We start from the raw sequence: 20,294 nt of genomic DNA, 5'->3' as shown, positions 1-20,294 counted from the left end.
CCTCTACAGAATAGTAGTCGTATCATTGGTTTTTTATAGTATATCATTTAACAAAAATAGTCTCTCATAAATGAAGCTGTCTGGGCATCCAATCCTAATTCTTTCAAGTTTTCATCTATTGGATCGACCCTTTTCAAATTATAGCCATCATATTTATCAATATCATGTAATATGTGACGAATATCGTGTAGCATTTCTTTTTCATAAAACCATTCTTTTAATTTAGTTTGGTTAGTTATATCCTCTTGCTGAATAACCTCTAAATGCTCATCCATTTTCTTTACTGTTTTGACTATATCATCAATAATATTCATTTCTTTCTCTTCTTTTGTTTTCATGTAAAATCGCTCCCTTTAATAAACTATTTACTTTGACTAATACTTATTTTATTTCTATACAAATAATTAATGACGTATATCATTTTTTTTGATATCATTAGATTTATCTAATTTTTTAATTATTTTCTAATAAGAAAGGAGGTAGTCAATTGGATATTCGACAACTTACCTATTTTGTAGCCATTGCTGAAGCCAATACTATTTCTGATGCTGCAAAAAAACTGAATATAGCACAATCAGCGTTAAGTCAAATGTTAAAACAATTAGAAACAGAATTAGGAACAATACTAGTCGAACGTCATAAAAAACAGCATCACCTAACACCTAGCGGTAAAATTATGTACGGTGAGGCTGTGTCAATCATTTCACAAATCAATCAAGCAAAACAACGAATTCAAGATAGTCATGTTGGAACTTTGGGCTCTATAAACATCGGAGTGGACGCTTTATTATCGTCTGTGTTGTACTCAATCATTAAAGATTATTTAAAACAATTTCCAAATATTAAACTAAATATTTTTCAAAATGATCAATCCACTTTGCAAGAGATGCTAGAAGCAAGACAAATCGACATTGCTTTAACACACTATATTTTAAGTGAAGAAGGATTTCATTCTATTAACAAAGAAACGGTTCCTGTTTATCTCGTTTACTCTGATAATTATGATGAACACTGGACGATTAACGAAATTCTTCATCAATCGAAAGACATTATCTTACCTCTACACAAAGAAGAGGAGCTATACAAAGAATTATCATTATGGCTTAACAGCTCGCTTAACTGTCATCAGACAATTACTAGCTGTACAGATGTTAGTTTATTATTACAATTAATAAAAACAAATCAATGCATTAGTTTTGTACCAGAATTTCTTTTAGGTGAACTACCTAAAAGTATCTATGTTCATAAAATTACCGTTCCTAATTTATCTTATTCATACCAATGGGTTTATTTAAAAAATCGCTATTTTCCAAAAACACTGACAGATTTTTTATCATTTATACCATAGTACTTTTATAGAAATTTGGTATGATATTTATTATCCAACAATAGTTTTATTAAAACATTTTTTTATGAATCTTTTTAAGATAAGATATGAATTATTCTTTATTTTTAGAACACAAAAAAGTCTAGGAATTTAATTATCCTAGACTTTTGTTTAACTAGAAGTAGATTCTTCTTCCTCATACAACCCTGAGATTTCTTTATACCAATTAAAAATATGAATCACGACTACTTTTAATGCTGCATATCCTGGAATACCTAAAATAACACCTAATACACCAAATAGTTTTCCAGCAGATAAGAGTACAAAGATAATAGTAATCGGATGTATATCAAGCTGACTACCTAAAATTAAAGGCGAAATAACTCTTCCCTCAATAGTTTGCTCAATAACAAAAACAATAATCACTGCTATCAACATCTTTGGTCCATTAACTAAAGCTAACACAATAGCAGGTATAGTGGCTAAAGCTGACCCTATATATGGTATTAAATTTAAAATACCAGCAAGTATGCCTAAAGTCACACTATACTCTAGCCCAATAACACTAAAACCTATCATAAACATCACAGCAACCGCAAAAGCCACCGTTACTTGACCTCTTACATAAGAAGACAGCTGTTTATTAATATCTTCTAACACTTTAAGTGTTGGTTTTCTCATTTTAGTAGGTATTACTGGTGTAATATAAGGGACTAATTGTCGACCGTCTTTTAACAAATAGAACAGTATAAACGGCACTGTAATAGCTGTTACAACAACGTTTGCCACCGCTCCTACGATATTACCTAAACTATTAAAAGTTGTCTTAGATAAAGATTTAGCCAAACTACTGATAGAAGCAGTTAATTCATTAAAATACTTTTCAAATGGTTCACTAAACTGACTTAATATTGGCAATGATAAGAACTCAGTCGTTTTTTGCTCAATCACTTCCCAATAATGTGGCCATTCAGAAATAAAACTTCTAGTTTGATATTCTATTTTTGGAACTAAGATAACAATCCCCCAGATCATCAATCCAAGAATTGTGATAAATAAAACACTAATAGTATAAACTCTCTTAACGCCTCTTTTTTCAAATAAATTAACTACTGGATTAAGTAAATAATATAATAATCCTGACACAATAATTGGTACACCCACAATGCCTAAAAACTGCGCGATAGGTGTAAACAAATTAGATACTTTTGTAAATACTAAGAGTATCAATAAAATCAATAGTACAACCATCAATCCTGTAACTAATTTATTGTTCAAAAATAAACGGTAAAAGATTGATTGAGAGCTTCCTTCTTTTTTTAGCTTCACCAAACTTCCCCCTAACGGTATGTAATAACTGTCCCCTCACTAATTTTAGGAAATGTATATGGTTCTAGGTAAATAGCATTTGATAGTTCATCCATTCCCTCTGGACTTTTAAACATCAATGTGACATGTCCCATAGAATCTAAATGCTTATTGGCAACTGAGCCTATTTGTACAATACGGTACTCTTGATCATCAAAAGCGATTGTTCCATCAACTTCCAAGTCAAAAGCATCATTCGAGTTAATTTTTTGAATAACAGAAAACTTCTCTAATTCTTCTGTTACTTTCTCACCAAATAAAATAATCATTTCATCCTTAGCATCCATTGAATACTGTCCAACTTGTTTTACAATTGATTTTATCATACAAACATCGTCCCCACTTTTATAATATTTTATAGTTTAACTATACCATAATAAAAGCCAAGACTCTCATTTTATGCTAGATTATTTAGAAACTATTAAAAAAGAAGGAGCTATAAAAAACTCGCTCCTTCTTCAGAACTTCTATATATTTTTTTCTTGTTTTTTGCGTTTAGTAAACCAAGCAACAGAGACGATTGGTAATATCAATATACCAAGCATAACTCTGTTAATTCACCTGTTTTTGGTAGTATTTTAGCTAAACCTGATTGTGGTTTTTTATATACTTGACTAGCATTAGATGAATTCGTTTTATTGTGTGTTGATGTCTGAGCGATAAAACCGATTGGCTCGTCCGATTGACTTTTTTGAGAAGCTTCTTTCTTTTGACCATCTGATTTATTTTCCTTGGCATCTGTTTCCTGTTGATTTTCAAATGGTAAAGGCTCTTCTTGGGGTGGGTCTTTTGGTGTGACGACTGGCTCTTCATTACTTAAAGAGTCATCATCTATTTGAGTGCCTGTTTCACTTGTCTTCACAGTTGTTGGTAAATACACTTAATTTAATACGATATCCTCATCTATCTGAATCACCACACGAACACGTTGAAAATTGTCGCCAGTTATTTTTGATGCCTAGTATAAAAACCTTTAGCATACTTTTTATTACTTGATTCTTGTTCATCTAGTAAAATTTTTTTGGCCCTCACATCACTCTTCTTTTGCCTAGATGACTTCTCTTTTTTTCAGCTTCTTGAGTTATGACCAGCGTTGCGTTTAGTACCGACGTTGAAAGTAATAATAAGCTACTTGTAAGCAATGCTGAACGCTTAACAGCCGACTGGCTCATATACCTATCCCTTTTTATGAATTTCAAACAACAATATAACTAAAATATCGTTTGTTTTTATTAATTTTTCCTCATTATTATAAACTTTTTTCTCATTTTCAATAGATTTACTCAATTTATACTAGTATCATTACTATTTGTGAACAAAAAAACGACAAAGACAAATGTCCAAGTCGTTTTTTAATATTAATCTTTAACAGAAGCGCTTGATACAGTGTCTGGCTCAGCTTCTACTGTACTATCATGTGTTGACTCGGATGCCCCACTTACTGTATCTACTCCTTCTGTCAATGCTTGTCCAGTCTGTTCTAGGTACCAATCTACTATAGGCTTGAAATCCAATATGTACTCATTAATTCCTGCATATTTTCCCTTATCATCATAAATTGCTTGATAGTTATGCACAACAAATTTATCTGCACCGTGCGTTGGAACATGTACTCTAACACAGTCTTGTGCACCTGACCTTAATTGCTGAATAACCCAATTAACCCCTTTTAATGCTTTGTCCGGATGACAATATGCTAGTGGATTTCCAACTTGACTAGGATGGCGTGAAGCTAACATATCCTTGTCTTCTTTCGTGTAATTGTAATATAAAAATTGATTATTATCATCAGCATAAGTTAACTCCATTGGCATAGAGGCCAAGAAATAATTAATTTGATCAACAGTTAATACCCCACGATTTAACTTAACATATGCTTCTCCTTCAACGGCACCTACTTTTTGAGATGCCTGTTCAACCCAATCATCAGCGACTTTATCAACCCCATCAATAGTCGTCTCAATCGAATGCTCACAATATAAATCTTCTGGCTCTAATTCAACTTTTTTAGGACCTTCTAATTCAGAAATCACTTCAATATAACGTAAAAACTTATCCAATAAACTTTCTAAAAATTCAACAGTTTTCACATCTTTCAATTGATTATTTTCATCAAATGCCTCTCTAACTTTTCCTAGTAAAAACTCATTTCCCGGCATGACTAGGGCATGAACACCAGGAGCATCCAATATTTGACGCAAATGAAGTTGTGCACGAGATGAGCCTTGATCGTAATAAGAAGCCCCAATAATCATAACAGGTTTATTTTCCAATGGATGAATTTTGAATGATAGCCACTCCAAAACACTTTTCAGGCTAGCTGGTATCGTATGATTATGCTCTGGTGTGGCAATAATCACCCCGTCAGCACGAGATATTTTACGGTTAATTTCCTGTATAACAGGTGAGTTGGTTTGGTCATTACTTTGATTAAACAAAGGAACATCCTTAATCTCTATTAACTCTAATTCAAATTTATTTGAAAATTGTTTCTTGATGTATTGTAATAATAAACGATTATATGATTTTTCTGCATTTGATCCGACAATTCCGACTAATTTCATTATTATTCCTCCCTAAATATTTTCCCATGAAAACTCTTCTGCTTCTTTTTTATTCAATTTATGGGTACTCATCAACTGATTTGTCATAAAAACAAAGTGTTTAAAATCTAAGAATAATCCATGTAATTTTTGAATTTGTTCTTCATCAATCAGTTTTCCCGCTTCATCAAACGCTTGAAGTGAATGACTCAATAAGAACTCTGAGCTGGGCATTGTCCTAGCTTTTAATTCAGGAGAATCAAGCATTTGTTTTAAATGAGCTTGAGCTCTTGAGGATCCCAGTGTGCCATATGATGCTCCTGTAATCATCACCGGTTTATCAACAAACGGATAAAGTTCGTAGGACAACCAATTAAGAGCATTCATCAAAGCCGCTGGAACAGCATGGTTATACTCTGGTGTACTAATAATCACACCATCAGCTTCTTCTATTTTTTTAGCCACTTGTGTCACAATTTCTGGTAAATTTTTATTTTCAGGTTTGTTAAACACTGGAAACTCTTTTATTTCTATAATGTCGATAGTTGCCTCATTTTTAAAATAATCTTTCATAAAATATAACAGTTGTCGATTGGTTGATTGTTCTGAATTTGCCCCCACTATTGCTACATAATTATCCATAAAAATTCTTCCTCTCTTTTAAATTAATTTCGATTTGATTACTTCTGACACATAGATTTTATTGTCTTTATCTATTACAATACACTCAATATTTTGTATGGCATTTACCTTATCAATTATGTCTAAACTATTTTTTCCAAATAAACGTGTTGTCCAAATTTCACCGTCAACAGACAAATCAGACAGTATGGTCAAACTAGCAACATCCGTCTCAACAGGATAGCCAGTTTTAGGATTAATGATGTGGTTATATTCTTTGTTATTTACCTTTAGCACACGTTCATAAATTCCTGATGTCACAATCGACTGGTTTTTAGCTTTCACACCTGTTAAACATTGTGCCCTAGGTTCTTTTGGATTTTGGATACCTATTCTAAACATTTCATCAGGATGATGACTTTGCCCATAAACGACTACATTACCACCTAAGTTTAAAATAGCTGAATGTACTTGTTTTTCTTTGTAATAGTTAACAATTTTATCTGCGATATAGCCCTTTGCTAATGCACCTAAATCAATTTCCATTCCTCTTTTTTTTAAATAGATGCTTTTTGCTTCCTGATTTAGCTCAATATTTTCAGGTTCAGTATATTTTAATAACCTGTTTATTTCCTGATTTGATGGAATTTTTGCTCCATCAAAGCCTATTTTCCATTCCTTAATTAAAGGACCAATTGCTATGTTTAAAAAACTGTCTGCTCCCATGCTATGATGTTTTCCAATAGAGACTAATTCAAACAATTCTGGTGATACCACTACAGGAGTGATACCTGCTGCTTGATTAACTGTCATTAGTTCTGAATCATCTCGATTTGCACTAAACATTTTTTCATAGAAATATAATAAAGAGATGGTCCCATCTGTTATCTGCTCAGCAAATTCTGCTGTAACTGTCACATCTATGACTGTGCCCATTAAGTGTAATTGTTTTGTGCATTGTTCAATCATATATCACACTCCATTCTTTACTCTTTGTTCCATTTGCTGTAACTCTTTTAGTTTGATATCATTTCTATTTATTTTTGCATAGGCTCTCGCATCATAAATTAATTCTAATATTTCGTCCGTTTCTTTCTTTTCTACCATGGCATTTTCTGCCAATTTTGCTGCAGCCCTAGCTAGATAATATGTTACGTGATTATCTGAGCATATTTCTATAGCATATTTCAACAAGATATTGCTCGCTTCTAACTCATGAATACTCGCATAAAATTCACCACATTGATACAAAATATTTAATACTCGCCATGTATCTTCAACATTCTTAATTGGGTAATAATATATTTTTTCTAATACTTTATTAAAATAAAATTCTGCTTTTTCATTATCTTTTTCTCTTGAAAATACCATTCCAATTCCTGTATAGGCTAATAAGTGATAAATTTCTTCATCTTCTTTACTGTTGTCTAATAGAATTTGATCAAAATTAAACAAAATTTCTGTAATTTCTGCTTTTTGAAAAATCATTAAAAAACCCGTTAGATAGCGATAACGCAAGATAATCTCTTTGTCTTCAATTTTACTAATATCAACTGTCTCAATTAGTTCTTTTGCTTTTTGATATTCACTTGTTATCAATAAAAACTCAACATCATTCAATGTTTCTATCAAATCTGTATAACGAATACCAACTCTTGGAAAAAGTTCACTTAACGGTAACTCTAATTTCTCACATAACTTAATGAGTATTTTTAAATTCGGAACTTGAGAATGGGTTTCAAATCTACTTAATGTTGCTTGCGTACAAATTCCTAATGCCAATTCATTTTGAGATAACCCTTTCTGTCTTCTCGCTTCAATAAAACGCTCGACATTCATCTCACTCACTTACTTTCAGTTATTTTTTTACTTTGAAAATGTTTAAACATTCACAATTTATATAAAAATCATACTATTTACGTACAAAATTGTCAATCAATTATATATTTTTTTATATAAAAAATATTCAAAATGGTATATTAGTTAAATTATTCATATTTTAAGCATATTGTTATTAATTTAAGTTTAAAATTTGATTATATTGGTTATTTTTGAGATAATTTATGTATAACATTGGAGGAGGACTTAATTTATGCCATTAATGAAGATAGATATGATAAAAGGAAGAACTAAAACAGATATTCAAGCGATTCTAGATATTTCTTACAAAGTAATGTTGGACGCCTTTGATGCCCCTATAGGTGATAGATATCAAATCGTAAATCAACATGAACCATTTGAAATGCAGATTCTTGATACTGGTTTAGGGTTTGAGCGAACCAATGATGTCCTTGTTTTTAGTTTAATCACACGACCAAGAACAACGGAGCAAAAAAAACTTTTTTACAAAAATCTGGTAGAAACTTTAAATAATGAACTTGGTATTCGACGTGAAGATATTATGATTAATCTTGTCGTTAACGACGATGAAGATTGGAGTTTTGCATTTGGCAAAGCTCAATTCTTAACTGGTGACCTATAGATAAAAACAACGGCTCTATAATTTAAAGGACTGATGAATCAAATTTTGATTCATCAGCCCTTTTTTAGTTTATTTAAATATAAAACATGTCGTCTATCTAGTAAAATTTAAGTACCACCAAAAATCTAAGATAGAAAGGACAACATGTCATGAATAATCATATCAAAAAAATGTTACGAATGACAGATGAACATTTAGATTTAACAAATACGGAGGAATATAAAGTTAAAGGGAAAAACACTTTAGTTATCTTTGGAGTCTATTCTCCCATGCCTTCGGCTTGTAGGAACTGTGGTTCAACTATTGTTGATAATGAAGGGAAAAGTGTCGTTGTTAGAAATGGAAAAAAGGAAGTAACTATTCAGTTAGATTCTTATCAAAATATGCCCACTATTTTAAAACTGAAGAAACAACGATTCCATTGTAAAAGCTGTTCGCACAATTGGACGGCACAGTGTTCTATTGTTGAAAAAAACTGTCATATCAGTAAATTTATTACTTTGAAGATTTTAGAATTATTAACTGAGAAAGTCTCTATGACATTTATAGCTAAACAATGCCACGTTTCTTTAACGACAGTTTTAAGAGTTCTTAAGTCAGTTGAATCACAACTTCCACAACAACTTAAACCACGGTCCTTTCCAGAAGTTTTAATGGTAGATGAATTTAGATCTCACGCTAGTTATGAAGATAAAATGAGCTTCATATGTGCTGATGGAAAAACAGGTGAATTAGTGGACATTTTACCTAGTAGGAAATTAGATAAAATAATCCCTTACTTCAATCGCTCTCCGTTGGAGGAACGGGAAAAAGTTAAATTTTTAGTAACAGATATGAATGCAGCTTATTTTCAATTAATTAAAAAAGTCTTTCCTACTGCTAAGTTAATCATTGATAGATTCCATATTGTAAAGCATTTGAACACCGCTTTTAATGATTTTAGAATCCGAGAAATGAAAAGATTAGTTACCAACAAGAAACAGTCAAAAGCAAATAAATTAAAATCAAATTGGAATTACTTCTAAAAAATCAAACAAATATTTCCATTTCAAATTTCAAGACCTGGAGAAGTTTTCCTTCTCCAAAGTATCCTCTTTTAACGGAATCTATGGTGATTGATCGACTACTGTCATTCTCTTCTGATCTAAAAGAAGCTTATGACATCTTCCATTTACTAATGTATCACTTTAGAAACAAAGATGGGCATTCCTTTTTCGAACTATTGAAAAATCTACCTGATAGCTTGGATACACAATTTAGAGATAAAATAGAAAATCTGATTTCCTATGAAGTAGGTATTAGAAACGCCCTAAAATACAGTTTTTCCAATGGAAAACTTGAGGCTAAGAATACTCATATAAAAACTCTTAAGAGAGTTTCCTATGGATTCAACTCATTTACAAATATGCGCATAAGAATTTTCTTGATCAACGACCTTATTAAAATTAAATAACTAAAAAAGATGATAAATCCAACTCATCAGTCCTATTTGACATAGAGCCAAAACAACTCCCATGAAACGTCATCACGGGAGTTATTTTTATACTTTTACAACTTTATTTTCTTCATAAGATCGTTGACAAGTAATAGCAACTTTTGTTGATTCTAGCCCATCAATAGCATCAACACTCGGTTGTCTATTGTTAATGATGCAATCGATAAATTCTGTTGCTTCATTGACAAAAGCTTCCGAAAATCGTTCTGGAAAATTCTGTGAAGTCGGTCGAATAACACCATGTTCATTCATAATAGTGACCAAATTTTTCTCTGGAACTTGAGCAATTCTTAACATGCCCTTAGTCCCTATTAATTCGGTTTCCACATGATAGCCATGTTGACAATTTCGACCAGCTACTAAAATTCCCATTGTATTATCAGTCAACTGCAACATAGCAGCGCCTGTTTCTAATTCTCCAACTTTATCAAGCTCTTTATAAGTTTCATTTTTACCAATCGCCCAGACGTTTTCTATTTCTTGGTTTGTAAACCAACGTACTAAATCAATATCGTGAATAGACATATCTGCAAATAATCCACCACTATTGCTTGCTCCAGCAAATTTTACAAAACTCTCTAATCCTTCACTAGGGTCAATGCCATAACAACGCACTAACGTTAACTCACCTAGTTCACCTTGATCAACTAACTCTTTTGCATACATATAATCTTTATCAAAACGTCGCATAAATCCTAACATAAATTTTAAATTAGGAAAGCTTTTAATGACTTTTATCGTATCATTTATTTCATCAATATCTAAGCCAATCGGTTTTTCCGAGAAAACATGTTTTCCATGCTTAAATGCTGATTGTATTTGCTGACAATGGAGTCCAGATGGGGACACAATGAAAATAGCATCTAATTCATCATCTTTTACCATGTCATCATATTCTGTATATGTTTTTACCACACCTAAATGATTTCTTGCATACTCTAATTCCTCTTTTACTGGACTACAAGTAGCATATAACTTAGCATGAGCAACTTTATTATTTAAATTATGAGCATGGACTTTCCCTAATCTTCCTAAACCGACAATTCCAACTTTTACCTCTTCCATAGAATGACCTCCATTTTTATGAAAACGTTAACTATATAATCAGTTTATCATAAAATAAAATAGATAACCATATATTGATTAAAAGTTAATAACAATAGAACCGTTTTTTGTTTATATTTTCAAATATATTCCAAAGTTTATCACAATTATCAGTCTAAATAATCCACAGTTATCCCGTTTCATTCCTAGGAAACATACGCGTATCCTCAAGCAAATAATTAATACTACAATAGCTTGTATGTTGTCATTAAGATTTGTAAAAGTCCTCTCTAATTAAATCATCTAATTGTTCCAACTGATCGACAAATAGTGAATTACTTGGCTGAATATCTCGCGCATGAGTCATTACTTTATAAGCTAAATCATATTGTCCTAAGCTAATAAAACTATTAGATTTATGAAATAAGTAATCCACTCGCAAGGGATTCTTTTCTAATAATGCGTCCATCACTTCTATAGCAGCTTCATGCTCTCCTATTTCTCTTAAAAAGTTTGACTTATGGTATAAGAAAAACTCCGGTCGTTTACTTTCTTTAATGCCTAAATCAAAATAATCAAGTGTTTTTGAATAATTTTTTTCTTTTTTATAACTATTTGCTAAATAATAAGCAAATTCTATGGACTCTTTTAATCCTAATTGATAATAAAATTGAGAGGTATTAAATTTTCCTAACAATTCATAAACATAGCCTAAATAGTATACCCTCTCTAACGTAGATTCCATTGATAATAAGTCTTTAATCGTTTGTAAATAGTTACCTTGTCTTAATAATTCCCTAATATTATAGAAGGGTGATTGTGTGTTTTCTCCAACGTTTAAGATGTTTAACATATCATGTTTTTCTTGTTCTATAGCATAATCAACTGCGTTTTTACCATCGAAGTCTTGAATCATTTGATCAGCATTAGCAGACAATAATTCTAATATAATATCACGATATAAAAATCCCTCATCCCCTAAAATAACCGCTTCTAATAGAGCACTCCATCCAAGTTTATTGACGTGATTGACTGGGACTTTAGCCTTTATTGCTAACTGTACCACACGTAAAAATCCTTTTTCACTTGATGGTAGCAATGCCGTTCCACCAAAGCGATTAATTTGTGTCACTTCTGGATTATATCGGCATATTAAATCAAACATTTCTGAAAAACCATTAGCTGCTGCTGCGATAAATGGAGACAATCCCATATGATCTTTTGCATTTGGATTTGCTCCTAAACTTAAAAAATATGCAGCAATTTCTGACATGTTTTTTAAAACCGCCAGATGCAAAGGGGTTTGACCTTGATTATTCCTAACATCCATATCAATATTTTTTAGCTGATACACTTCTGTTAGAACATCAAGCTCCGTTTGCTGATTCATTAGTTGAAATATTCTGTCCTCAGACATATGTAAAATCCTCCTATTCAAATTTTTGATTAAACCCAATTTTCCAATGATTTTATATCCTTTTCAAGCATTAGCAATTCTTCAACAATCTTATAACCAATAAAACATATATAGTCATTCATTTTTACCAGTTCATCTAACTTAAGTTTAATTATATAAAAAACGTTTTTATACAGTGGTTCTATTTGAAAAAAACACTATTTATTTGTACAATGTGTACAAATAAATTTATAGGAGGCATTTATGAACGTAACTGATTTTTTATCTCTTCCAATTTCAGATCATTTTGTGGTTTTAGCTGGAAAAAATGGATTATCCAATACAATTACAGGAGTTAATATATTAGATAATCCCGAAGCAATGATATGGCTGTCACCAGGAGAACTAATCGTCACATCTGGCTATTTTTTTAAGCAAGACGATTTAGCAATTGAACGTTTTTTTAAAAGCTTTCACGATATTAATATTTCCGCTCTTTGCATTAAACCACAAATGTATCTCACTCCCATTCCAAAAGAACTTTACTTATTTAGCAATCAATATAATATTCCTTTAATCGTGATTCCTTATGGCTTAGCTTTTTCTAAAATTATGATTACTATCATGAACAGATTGTCGGATTTATCAAATGATACAACTCTATTAGCTCTTGATATTAATTCGAGGTTTATGGAATATGGTTTAAAAGGAAATACTTTTGACGAATTTGGTCAACAAATTGAGATACTTTTAGAAAATCCACTGATTATTACCAATGCAAATTGGCAACTTTTAACAGAGGACACGCCAACTAGCTTTACACCTTATGTTGAAGTCAATAAAGGAGCATCTTTTTTTAATACTGGTTCCTTAAAACAGCTTCCTTATAATGTCGAGCTCCTTAAACACCCTGTTTCCTTGCGATTCAAAGACGACACAGACAGTATGATTTTCCCTATTTTCTTTAACGATATTACCTATGGATATATCATTGTATTACAAACGATTCGACGCTTTACGCAACAAGACTATATTATTTTAGAAAATGTTACCCCTTCTATCGCCCTAAAAATTGTGCACAATACTGAAAAAATAAGGATTAACAAACGAATTGAACGTGACTTTTATCGAGAATTACTATTTGGAGATAAATTGTTTGAAGACTTATCCGAGATGAACCCAACATTTGATTTCACCATTAATTACACGGCTTTTGTTATGGAGGTAGACTCCTTGAGCCAAGTAAAAGAAAATCCTGTCCAACAAAAATATGATGAAGAACTCGAAGTAGCTACTATACTCAATGCTGTTGACCTATATAAAAAATCATTTTATCGACCGCTCCATTTTTTTAAACATGGACATCATTACATTGGGCTAATAGGAGAAGATGATACAAAAGAAACATTGCCTGACAAACAATATGACATTAAACTATTTTTTAACGATTTGTTGCAATACATACAATCATTTTTATCAAAAGATTCCTCTATTTCAATTTTTGTTGGGACAAAAAACCCTGCATCACAGATACAAAAAAGTTATGATGTCGCAAAAAAATTAATGGTCTTTAAAACAACGACTGGAACGCACATCTATTACCCTAAGGATTATTATTTTGAATTATTTATTACTGAGCGAGTCGATAAATTGTCAATGAAACATTATATCAATCACTATCTTGGAGAGTTAATAAAGGCGGATGAAAAAAAAGATAGCCAATTATTAGACACATTGGATAGCTATTTAGCAAATAATCAAAATATAGCTAGTACCTCGCGAGAACTTTTTATTCATAGGAACACATTATTATATAGAATTCATAAAATAGAATCACTTTTAGAAGAGAATCTAACTAATCAACAGTACTCACTTTACTTAAGATTAGCATTGTATCTATATCGAATGGTTTGAGATAGTAAAAAGTAAAGCAACTAAATCTTCATTTTTTAGTTGCTCTACTAGGGTTTGTCAAGTTAAGTGTGTAAGTAATTTTAAATAATAATAGAACGACAATTTGACAATGAGTCGTCCTGTGATAATCTTCGAGGATAAGAGGGCATTTTTAATAAAGCTCTTGTCCCGATAAAAATTCACAGGACGAGAGACTCGTTGTCAAATTATATATATCCAACCTATTTTGATTAGTACCGATTATATTTTTCAACTCGTTTTGAAAAAGAATCATTAACAGTTAATTGATTAAGCACCATAGCCCAATTGTGAACGTGTCCACCTTCCCATTTACTTTGAAGTTCTTTTACTCGAAGATATAGCAGCTTAAGAAGGGCATTCTCATTAGGGAAAGCGCCTTTTTTAGTTACCTTACGGAAACTTGAATGAACACTCTCTACAGCATTTGTTGTGTACATTATTTTTCGAATAGCTGATCCATAATCAAATAGTTGTTCAACATGTTGAAAATTTCTTTTCCAAACATCAACAGCTCCTGGATAAATAGCCCACTTTGTTTGAAAGGTATCAAAAGCTGTTTGAGCAGCTTTTAAAGAAGAAGCGCTGTAAAAAGACTTCATATCCTTACAAACTTCTTTATAACTCTTACTTGGTACATAGCGAAGGGCATTTCTAACTAAATGAACTAAACAACGTTGAACCACAACGCCTGGGAAAATAGCTTTAGCACCATTTTCAAGTCCTGATACGCCGTCCATTGAAATAAATAGAATATCTTCAACTCCACGCTCTTTAATCTCATCAAAAATCTGCATCCATCTGTTTTTTGATTCTGTTTGATTTAACCAAAGGCCTAAAATTTCTTTATTTCCTTTTAAATCATAGCCAAGAATTGTATACACTGCACATTCTTTCACTTCATAATTTTCTCTTAGAGTGACATACATACAATCAACAAACAAGAAGGCATAGCATTTGGCCAGAGGTCTGATTTGCCATTCCTCAAGTTCTGATAATATTTGATCTGTGATATCCGACACCATGTCATGAGAAATAGTAAAGCCATAAATATCTTCAATTGTCGAGGCAATATCTCGTTGACTCATGCCTTTGGCATACATAGAAAGAACTTTACTTTCAATACTTGAAACGTCTTTGCTTCTTTTAGGAATAATTTCTGGTTCAAAAGAAGCATCTCTATCTCTTGGAACCTGAATGTCTAATTCACCGAAACTTGTTTTTAACTTTTTATTTCCATATCCATTCCGTCTGTTTTGAGTTTCTTTTTCTTGTCTTGACTGATTCTCATAACCTAAATGATTATCTAATTCTCCACGTAGCATAGCTTCAAACATCGGTCCAAAAACATCTTTTAAAGCTTCTTGCATATCTTCAACCGATTCTGGTTGATAGATGTCAATAATTGATTGAGCTAACTTCGCTGATTTTTGGTCTCTTTTCTTTTTAGCCACAGCTTCTCACTCCTTTAATCTATTGTAAAAAAAGAAAAACCGCGAAGCAACCCACTACCTAGGATGGTAGGTTACTTACACAGTTTATATTACACTCTCCTCTACTATATATAATATACTTATTCGACTAAGATATTTTCTCTTTCCAAGAAGTTGCTGTATTACTCAACACATAATTAAGCTCCTCTATATTTTTTCTCCCTTGTGTCTGCATCCACTCTTTAGCTGCACTTTCTCCTTCTTTTATAAATATAGGAACTGCATCTTTCCAAGTTGCTCTCCCGCATAAAACTCCATTAAAAGTTGAGCCAGATTTCTTAGCAAATTTCAAGGTTTCTTGAAATAATGAGGCACTCACTCCAGCACTCAGGAAAATAAATGGAAGTTCAGTGGCATTGCTTTGTTCTTTAAAGTACTCTTTAGCTTCATTTTGTGTGTAAATAACTGCTTCATTGTCTTCCTGGTACCCTTCTACATATGCCATATTAATAGGAACTTCTACTTTTAATACGTCAACATGATACTGTTCTTTTGAAAATTCCTTCATCATTTGATTTACTTTATGTGGCTTAATTTTAGCATACTCTGCACTAGTTGTGTCACTGATCCTTTCATCATAGGAGACCAACTCTAGATAAAATGGAATATCTAAAGCCATACATTCAGCCCCAATTCGTTCTACGAAAGCATGTTTCTTATCATTGGTATCAGTTGAACTATCAACGTCATAATATAACAAAAACTTAACTCCATCTGCACCTTGTTGTTTAATTCTATATGCAGAATAATCATCTATTAAATCAGGAAATCGACCTTCAATTGTTGTATCATATCCAGTTTTCTCATAAGCTAATAACAAACCAGCATCAGAATGACGTTTTTTTGCAGCTGGTATACCATATTCAGGATCTAAAAGAATAGAACTGGCATATGGAGTCAAGTAGGTAGAAACTAGTTCTTTAAATGTTACAATAGCTTTATCAACATCACCTAGGTATTGTTCATTTGAAAACATTTTTTTTAATGCGCCACGCTGATCAATTGCCAACGCCCCGATTATGCTATTAGCATTTGATAAATTTTCCATATGGATTTTCTTTTTTTCTGTTATATTTTTCAAAAAATCACTCCTCTTTTTATTAAATTTCTCTATTTTTAAATATACTAACTATTTCTTCAACACTATTTGCTTCAGTAAGTCCTTTTTTAAACTCTTCATCCATTAAAGCCCTAGCAATATTCGATAATAATTTCAAATGGGTAGTTCCAGATTCTGATTCAGGTATTAATAAAGCGATAACAAAATTAATAGGTTGTCCATCCATACTGTCCCATTCTATTCCCTCATCTAATTTAACTATTATTACTGCAGGTTTAATAATACTGTCACTTTTGGCATGTGGAATAGCAAACCCATCCATCATACCTGTACTACCTTCTTCTTCCCTTTTTATAAAACTACTTATTAAATCTCTTTCTCTATTACTTATTTCTTTTGCAACAGCTTGTTTGGATATGAATTTTATTACTTCATCTTTTGTTTTAAAATTTTTATCAAGAAAAATACAATCTGAATGAATCATCATGACCCACCTTTCTCAACTTGTTAGATTATTTACCAAGTTCTTTTTCCATTTTTAATATTCTATTTTTTTGAATCATCCCTAATATAACCCCGCCGATAATAGAGCCAATAAGTATTGATAATACCCAAAGACCTGCATGAGTCACTACTGGTAAAACTAAGAAGCCACCATGAGGAGCTGGAACTTGTACTTTAAACATATACGTTAGTACTGCTGCAATAGAAGAACCAAGCATCATTGTTGGCAATACTCTTAATGGATCTTTTGCCGCAAAAGGAATTGCTCCTTCTGTGATATGTGTTGATCCTAAAATAAAGTTAACAAATCCAGCATTCCTCTCATTTTCATCAAAATATTTTCCATTAAATAAAACTGCAAAGCCAGTAATTAATGGTGGAGCAATACAAGCTGCTGACACACCAGCCATAAAGCTAGTATTCCCTTGGGCTAAAAGAGCTGTTCCTGTGACATAAGCTGCTTTATTAAAAGGACCACCCATATCAAATGCACACATACAACCTACTATAATTCCTAATATTAATGGGCTAGAATTTTCGAATCCGGCTAAAAAACTCATCATTCCTTCATTGATTGCAGACATTGGTTCTGATATGCCAACCATGATTAGAGAAGTAATTCCTACACCAAGAACTGGGTATAAAAATATTGCTTTTAATCCGTCTAACGATTTTGGCAATGACTTTAATAATTTAGATAGTAAAATAATGACATATCCAGCTAAAAATCCTGAAACAATTCCTCCTAGAAAACCAGTTCCACCATTATTTGCGACTAATCCTCCAACAAAACCTACAACTAGTCCAGGTCTTTTAGCAATTCCTTCAGCAATATATAATGAAAAAGAAGTAATTAGAACGATTAATATGCTAGATAGTGGGATTATTGAAGACTCTATACAAAAAATAAAACACTCTGAAAGAATCGTTATTTTTGCAAGAGGATTCTCTGAAATGACTGCACAAGAAATTTGTATGAAGTTTCAATTAATGGGCAAATATGCCGAAATGCATTCTGATCCTAATATAATGAAGAGTATTAGTAGAAAATTAAAGCCATCAGATATTGTTATTTTCATATCCTTAAATGGTGAAACACCAGAATTAGTAACTGCCTTAAAAAATTGCATAGCAGATGATATTAGTACAATAACAATTACCGCTAATCCATATAGTACACTTGCTAATTTATCCGAAATTGTCTTTCAAGGTTATAAATCTGATAGTTCGTACTTCCCAGAATACGAAGTTCGATCACGACTTCCATTATCTATTATTGCAAGGGTGTTACTTGATTCATATGCTATAAGAACACAAGAAAACTAAAAATCAGCACCCAATCGGATGCTGATTTTTAGTGTTTATATTCTATTATAAAACTTTCATATGGTGCTAAATTCTCATTCAATTCACTTCTTTGATAATTACTTAGTTTAGTGGTGTAATTATCAGGTAGAGTACATGTTAGCTGTTGATGACTAGCTGATAGATTAGCTACTACCAACCATACTCTATCACCTAAACTTCTTTTATAAACAAAAAGCTGTGGGTGTTCAGGTAGTAATAATTCGTAGTCACCTTCAAGCAGGATGTTATCTTCGTGACGAAGTTTAATTAATTTTTGATAAAAATAAAACACCGATTTATCAGATTTCTTATCTTTTTCTACATTAATTTCTTTAAAGTTAGGATTAACTTTAAACCAAGGGTCAGCCTCAGAAAAGCCACCATTCGTTTCATCATTCCAATGCATAGGAGTTCTTGCATTATCACGACTGACTTTGTGAACAGCCTTTAAGAAGTCTTCTTCTGATATCGTTTGTTGTTGTTTAACAAAATACTCATAATTCCCTCGTAACTCAACATCTATGTATTCATCCAATTCAAACTTGGCATTAGTCATTCCGATTTCTTCACCTTGATAAACAAATGGTGTCCCCTGCATTCCATGTAAGATTGTGGCAAATGCGGTCGCCGATTCATAACGATACTCCTCATCATTTCCCCATCTAGAAATAATACGTCCACGATCATGGTTTTCAAAGTAAAGAGCATTCCATCCTTTATCCCTTAAATTGAGTTGCCACTCACTCATTATTTTTTTTAACGATACAATATCAGGCTCAGTTAACGCCCATCGTCCATTAATGTTGCCTTTTTCACGATCAATATGCATGTGCTCAAAGGTAAATACCATGTCTAACTCTTCTCGTTTTGGATCTACTAATAAATAAGCATCTGTTGACTTAGCTGCTGGAGCTTCGCCAACACTCATCATGTCATATGGTGTTAAAACTTCTTGATTCATTTCATGAATAAATTCATGCATTCTTGGTCCATTTTGCTGATTTCCTGTTGTGTAAGGTATCTCATTATCAGGGAAATTTAAATCTTTTGAGATAGATGTAATCACATCCATTCTAAATCCATCGACTCCTTTACTTTTCCAAAAACGCATCATCTTATAAATCTCTTCCCGAACTTTAGGATTTTCCCAATTTAAATCAGGTTGCTCTGATGCATAGTAATGTAAATAATATTGTTGTCGTAATTCATTCCATGTCCAAGCCGAGCCTCCAAAACTTGACCCCCAATTATTGGGTTCATTACCATCTTCTTTAGCATCTTTCCAAATATAAAAATCGCTATAAGGATTATCTTTTGAGCGTGAACTTTCTTTAAACCATTCAGACTGATCTGAGGTATGGTTTGCCACAAAATCCATAATAATTTTAATACCTATATCATGTGCTTGCTCGATCAACTCATACATGTCTTCATTTGTCCCAAACATAGGATCAATCGTGTAATAATCTGCAATATCATACCCATTATCGATTTGTGGTGATAAATAAATAGGAGCAATCCAGATGGCATCTACACCTAATTCTTTTAAATAAGGAAGTTTCTCTTGTATTCCTTTTAAATCACCAATACCATCGTTATTTGTATCTTTAAAACTTTTAGGATAAACTTCATAAATTACAGCATTTTTCCACCAATTATTTCTCATGTCGTGCTCCTTTCTT

The 20,294-nt window shown here is 32.1% G+C and carries 18 protein-coding genes and 2 pseudogenes; 5 read left to right on the top strand and 15 right to left on the bottom strand.

What is annotated here, in order from left to right:
* Positions 1 to 47: 47 nt before the first annotated feature.
* On the bottom strand, positions 48 to 338 hold the full coding sequence (locus JNUCC83_RS01505) for a hypothetical protein (protein ID WP_454460493.1): 291 nt from the start codon (positions 336 to 338) through the stop codon (positions 48 to 50).
* Between the two features lie 149 nt (positions 339 to 487).
* On the opposite strand from JNUCC83_RS01505, the gene JNUCC83_RS01500 reads away from it, so the two are divergent.
* Complete coding sequence (locus JNUCC83_RS01500; RefSeq protein WP_454460492.1) at positions 488 to 1,348, top strand: LysR family transcriptional regulator; 861 nt, start codon at positions 488 to 490, stop codon at positions 1,346 to 1,348.
* A 150-nt stretch (positions 1,349 to 1,498) separates the two neighbouring features.
* Here the strand turns inward: JNUCC83_RS01500 and JNUCC83_RS01495 are convergent, their stop codons facing one another.
* The 7 genes from JNUCC83_RS01495 to JNUCC83_RS01465 form a co-directional block, all read right to left on the bottom strand.
* Positions 1,499 to 2,659, bottom strand: coding sequence for an AI-2E family transporter (locus tag JNUCC83_RS01495; RefSeq protein ID WP_454460491.1), 1,161 nt, complete (start codon positions 2,657 to 2,659; stop codon positions 1,499 to 1,501).
* A gap of 8 nt (positions 2,660 to 2,667) precedes the next feature.
* On the bottom strand, positions 2,668 to 3,021 hold the full coding sequence (locus JNUCC83_RS01490) for a PTS glucitol/sorbitol transporter subunit IIA (protein ID WP_454460490.1): 354 nt from the start codon (positions 3,019 to 3,021) through the stop codon (positions 2,668 to 2,670).
* 203 nt (positions 3,022 to 3,224) lie between these two features.
* Positions 3,225 to 3,575 carry a hypothetical protein gene (locus JNUCC83_RS01485; RefSeq protein ID WP_454460489.1) on the bottom strand — a complete coding sequence of 117 codons (351 nt, stop codon included), beginning with the start codon at positions 3,573 to 3,575 and terminating at the stop codon, positions 3,225 to 3,227.
* 478 nt (positions 3,576 to 4,053) lie between these two features.
* A complete protein-coding gene (locus JNUCC83_RS01480; RefSeq protein WP_454460488.1) occupies positions 4,054 to 5,259 on the bottom strand; it encodes an NAD(P)H-dependent oxidoreductase in 1,206 nt (401 codons plus the stop codon).
* Between the two features lie 12 nt (positions 5,260 to 5,271).
* Complete coding sequence (locus tag JNUCC83_RS01475) at positions 5,272 to 5,880, bottom strand: NADPH-dependent FMN reductase (RefSeq protein ID WP_454460487.1); 609 nt, start codon at positions 5,878 to 5,880, stop codon at positions 5,272 to 5,274.
* 18 nt (positions 5,881 to 5,898) lie between these two features.
* Positions 5,899 to 6,828, bottom strand: coding sequence for an FAD:protein FMN transferase (locus tag JNUCC83_RS01470; protein WP_454460486.1), 930 nt, complete (start codon positions 6,826 to 6,828; stop codon positions 5,899 to 5,901).
* Between the two features lie 3 nt (positions 6,829 to 6,831).
* On the bottom strand, positions 6,832 to 7,698 hold the full coding sequence (locus JNUCC83_RS01465) for a helix-turn-helix domain-containing protein (protein ID WP_454460485.1): 867 nt from the start codon (positions 7,696 to 7,698) through the stop codon (positions 6,832 to 6,834).
* Positions 7,699 to 7,951: 253 nt separating this feature from the next.
* Here JNUCC83_RS01465 and JNUCC83_RS01460 point away from each other — a divergent pair, with 253 nt between their 5' ends.
* Positions 7,952 to 8,341: a tautomerase family protein gene (locus JNUCC83_RS01460; RefSeq protein ID WP_454460484.1), complete on the top strand. Its 390-nt coding sequence runs from the start codon at positions 7,952 to 7,954 to the stop codon at positions 8,339 to 8,341.
* 149 nt (positions 8,342 to 8,490) lie between these two features.
* A pseudogene (locus JNUCC83_RS01455) lies at positions 8,491 to 9,794 on the top strand (ISL3 family transposase).
* A gap of 87 nt (positions 9,795 to 9,881) precedes the next feature.
* Here JNUCC83_RS01455 and iolG read toward each other — a convergent pair.
* Both iolG and JNUCC83_RS01445 read right to left on the bottom strand, forming a co-directional pair.
* Entirely contained in the window at positions 9,882 to 10,901 is a 1,020-nt protein-coding gene (gene iolG / locus JNUCC83_RS01450; RefSeq protein WP_454460483.1) for an inositol 2-dehydrogenase, read from the bottom strand.
* 247 nt (positions 10,902 to 11,148) lie between these two features.
* Positions 11,149 to 12,297, bottom strand: coding sequence for an ankyrin repeat domain-containing protein (locus JNUCC83_RS01445; RefSeq protein WP_454460482.1), 1,149 nt, complete (start codon positions 12,295 to 12,297; stop codon positions 11,149 to 11,151).
* 243 nt (positions 12,298 to 12,540) lie between these two features.
* Between JNUCC83_RS01445 and JNUCC83_RS01440 the strand changes: the two genes are divergently transcribed.
* Positions 12,541 to 14,190 carry a PucR family transcriptional regulator gene (locus JNUCC83_RS01440; RefSeq protein WP_454460481.1) on the top strand — a complete coding sequence of 550 codons (1,650 nt, stop codon included), beginning with the start codon at positions 12,541 to 12,543 and terminating at the stop codon, positions 14,188 to 14,190.
* Between the two features lie 230 nt (positions 14,191 to 14,420).
* On the opposite strand, the gene JNUCC83_RS01435 is transcribed toward JNUCC83_RS01440, so the two are convergent.
* From JNUCC83_RS01435 to JNUCC83_RS01420, 4 genes and pseudogenes are all read right to left on the bottom strand, one after another.
* Positions 14,421 to 15,662 (bottom strand): IS256 family transposase, encoded by a 1,242-nt coding sequence (locus JNUCC83_RS01435; RefSeq protein WP_454459153.1) that lies wholly within the window; start codon positions 15,660 to 15,662, stop codon positions 14,421 to 14,423.
* A gap of 127 nt (positions 15,663 to 15,789) precedes the next feature.
* Positions 15,790 to 16,782: a tagatose-bisphosphate aldolase gene (gene lacD / locus JNUCC83_RS01430; protein WP_454460480.1), complete on the bottom strand. Its 993-nt coding sequence runs from the start codon at positions 16,780 to 16,782 to the stop codon at positions 15,790 to 15,792.
* Positions 16,783 to 16,801: 19 nt separating this feature from the next.
* Positions 16,802 to 17,245: a PTS sugar transporter subunit IIA gene (locus JNUCC83_RS01425; protein WP_454460479.1), complete on the bottom strand. Its 444-nt coding sequence runs from the start codon at positions 17,243 to 17,245 to the stop codon at positions 16,802 to 16,804.
* A 28-nt stretch (positions 17,246 to 17,273) separates the two neighbouring features.
* Positions 17,274 to 18,107 (bottom strand): annotated as a pseudogene (locus JNUCC83_RS01420) (PTS fructose transporter subunit IIC); the annotation flags it as partial.
* Here JNUCC83_RS01420 and JNUCC83_RS01415 point away from each other — a divergent pair.
* A complete protein-coding gene (locus tag JNUCC83_RS01415; RefSeq protein ID WP_454461304.1) occupies positions 18,004 to 18,591 on the top strand; it encodes an SIS domain-containing protein in 588 nt (195 codons plus the stop codon). The pseudogene JNUCC83_RS01420 and the gene JNUCC83_RS01415 sit on opposite strands and share 104 nt — an antisense overlap.
* A 28-nt stretch (positions 18,592 to 18,619) precedes the next feature.
* Here the strand turns inward: JNUCC83_RS01415 and JNUCC83_RS01410 are convergent, their stop codons facing one another.
* Positions 18,620 to 20,278, bottom strand: a complete 1,659-nt coding sequence (locus JNUCC83_RS01410) for a glycoside hydrolase family 13 protein (protein ID WP_454460478.1) — start codon at positions 20,276 to 20,278, stop codon at positions 18,620 to 18,622.
* Between the last annotated feature and the right edge of the window lie 16 nt (positions 20,279 to 20,294).

This window comes from Vagococcus sp. JNUCC 83 (assembly GCF_053667615.1).
Note: the sequence above shows the minus strand (reverse complement) of the source record. Positions and strands in the feature narration are given on the sequence as shown.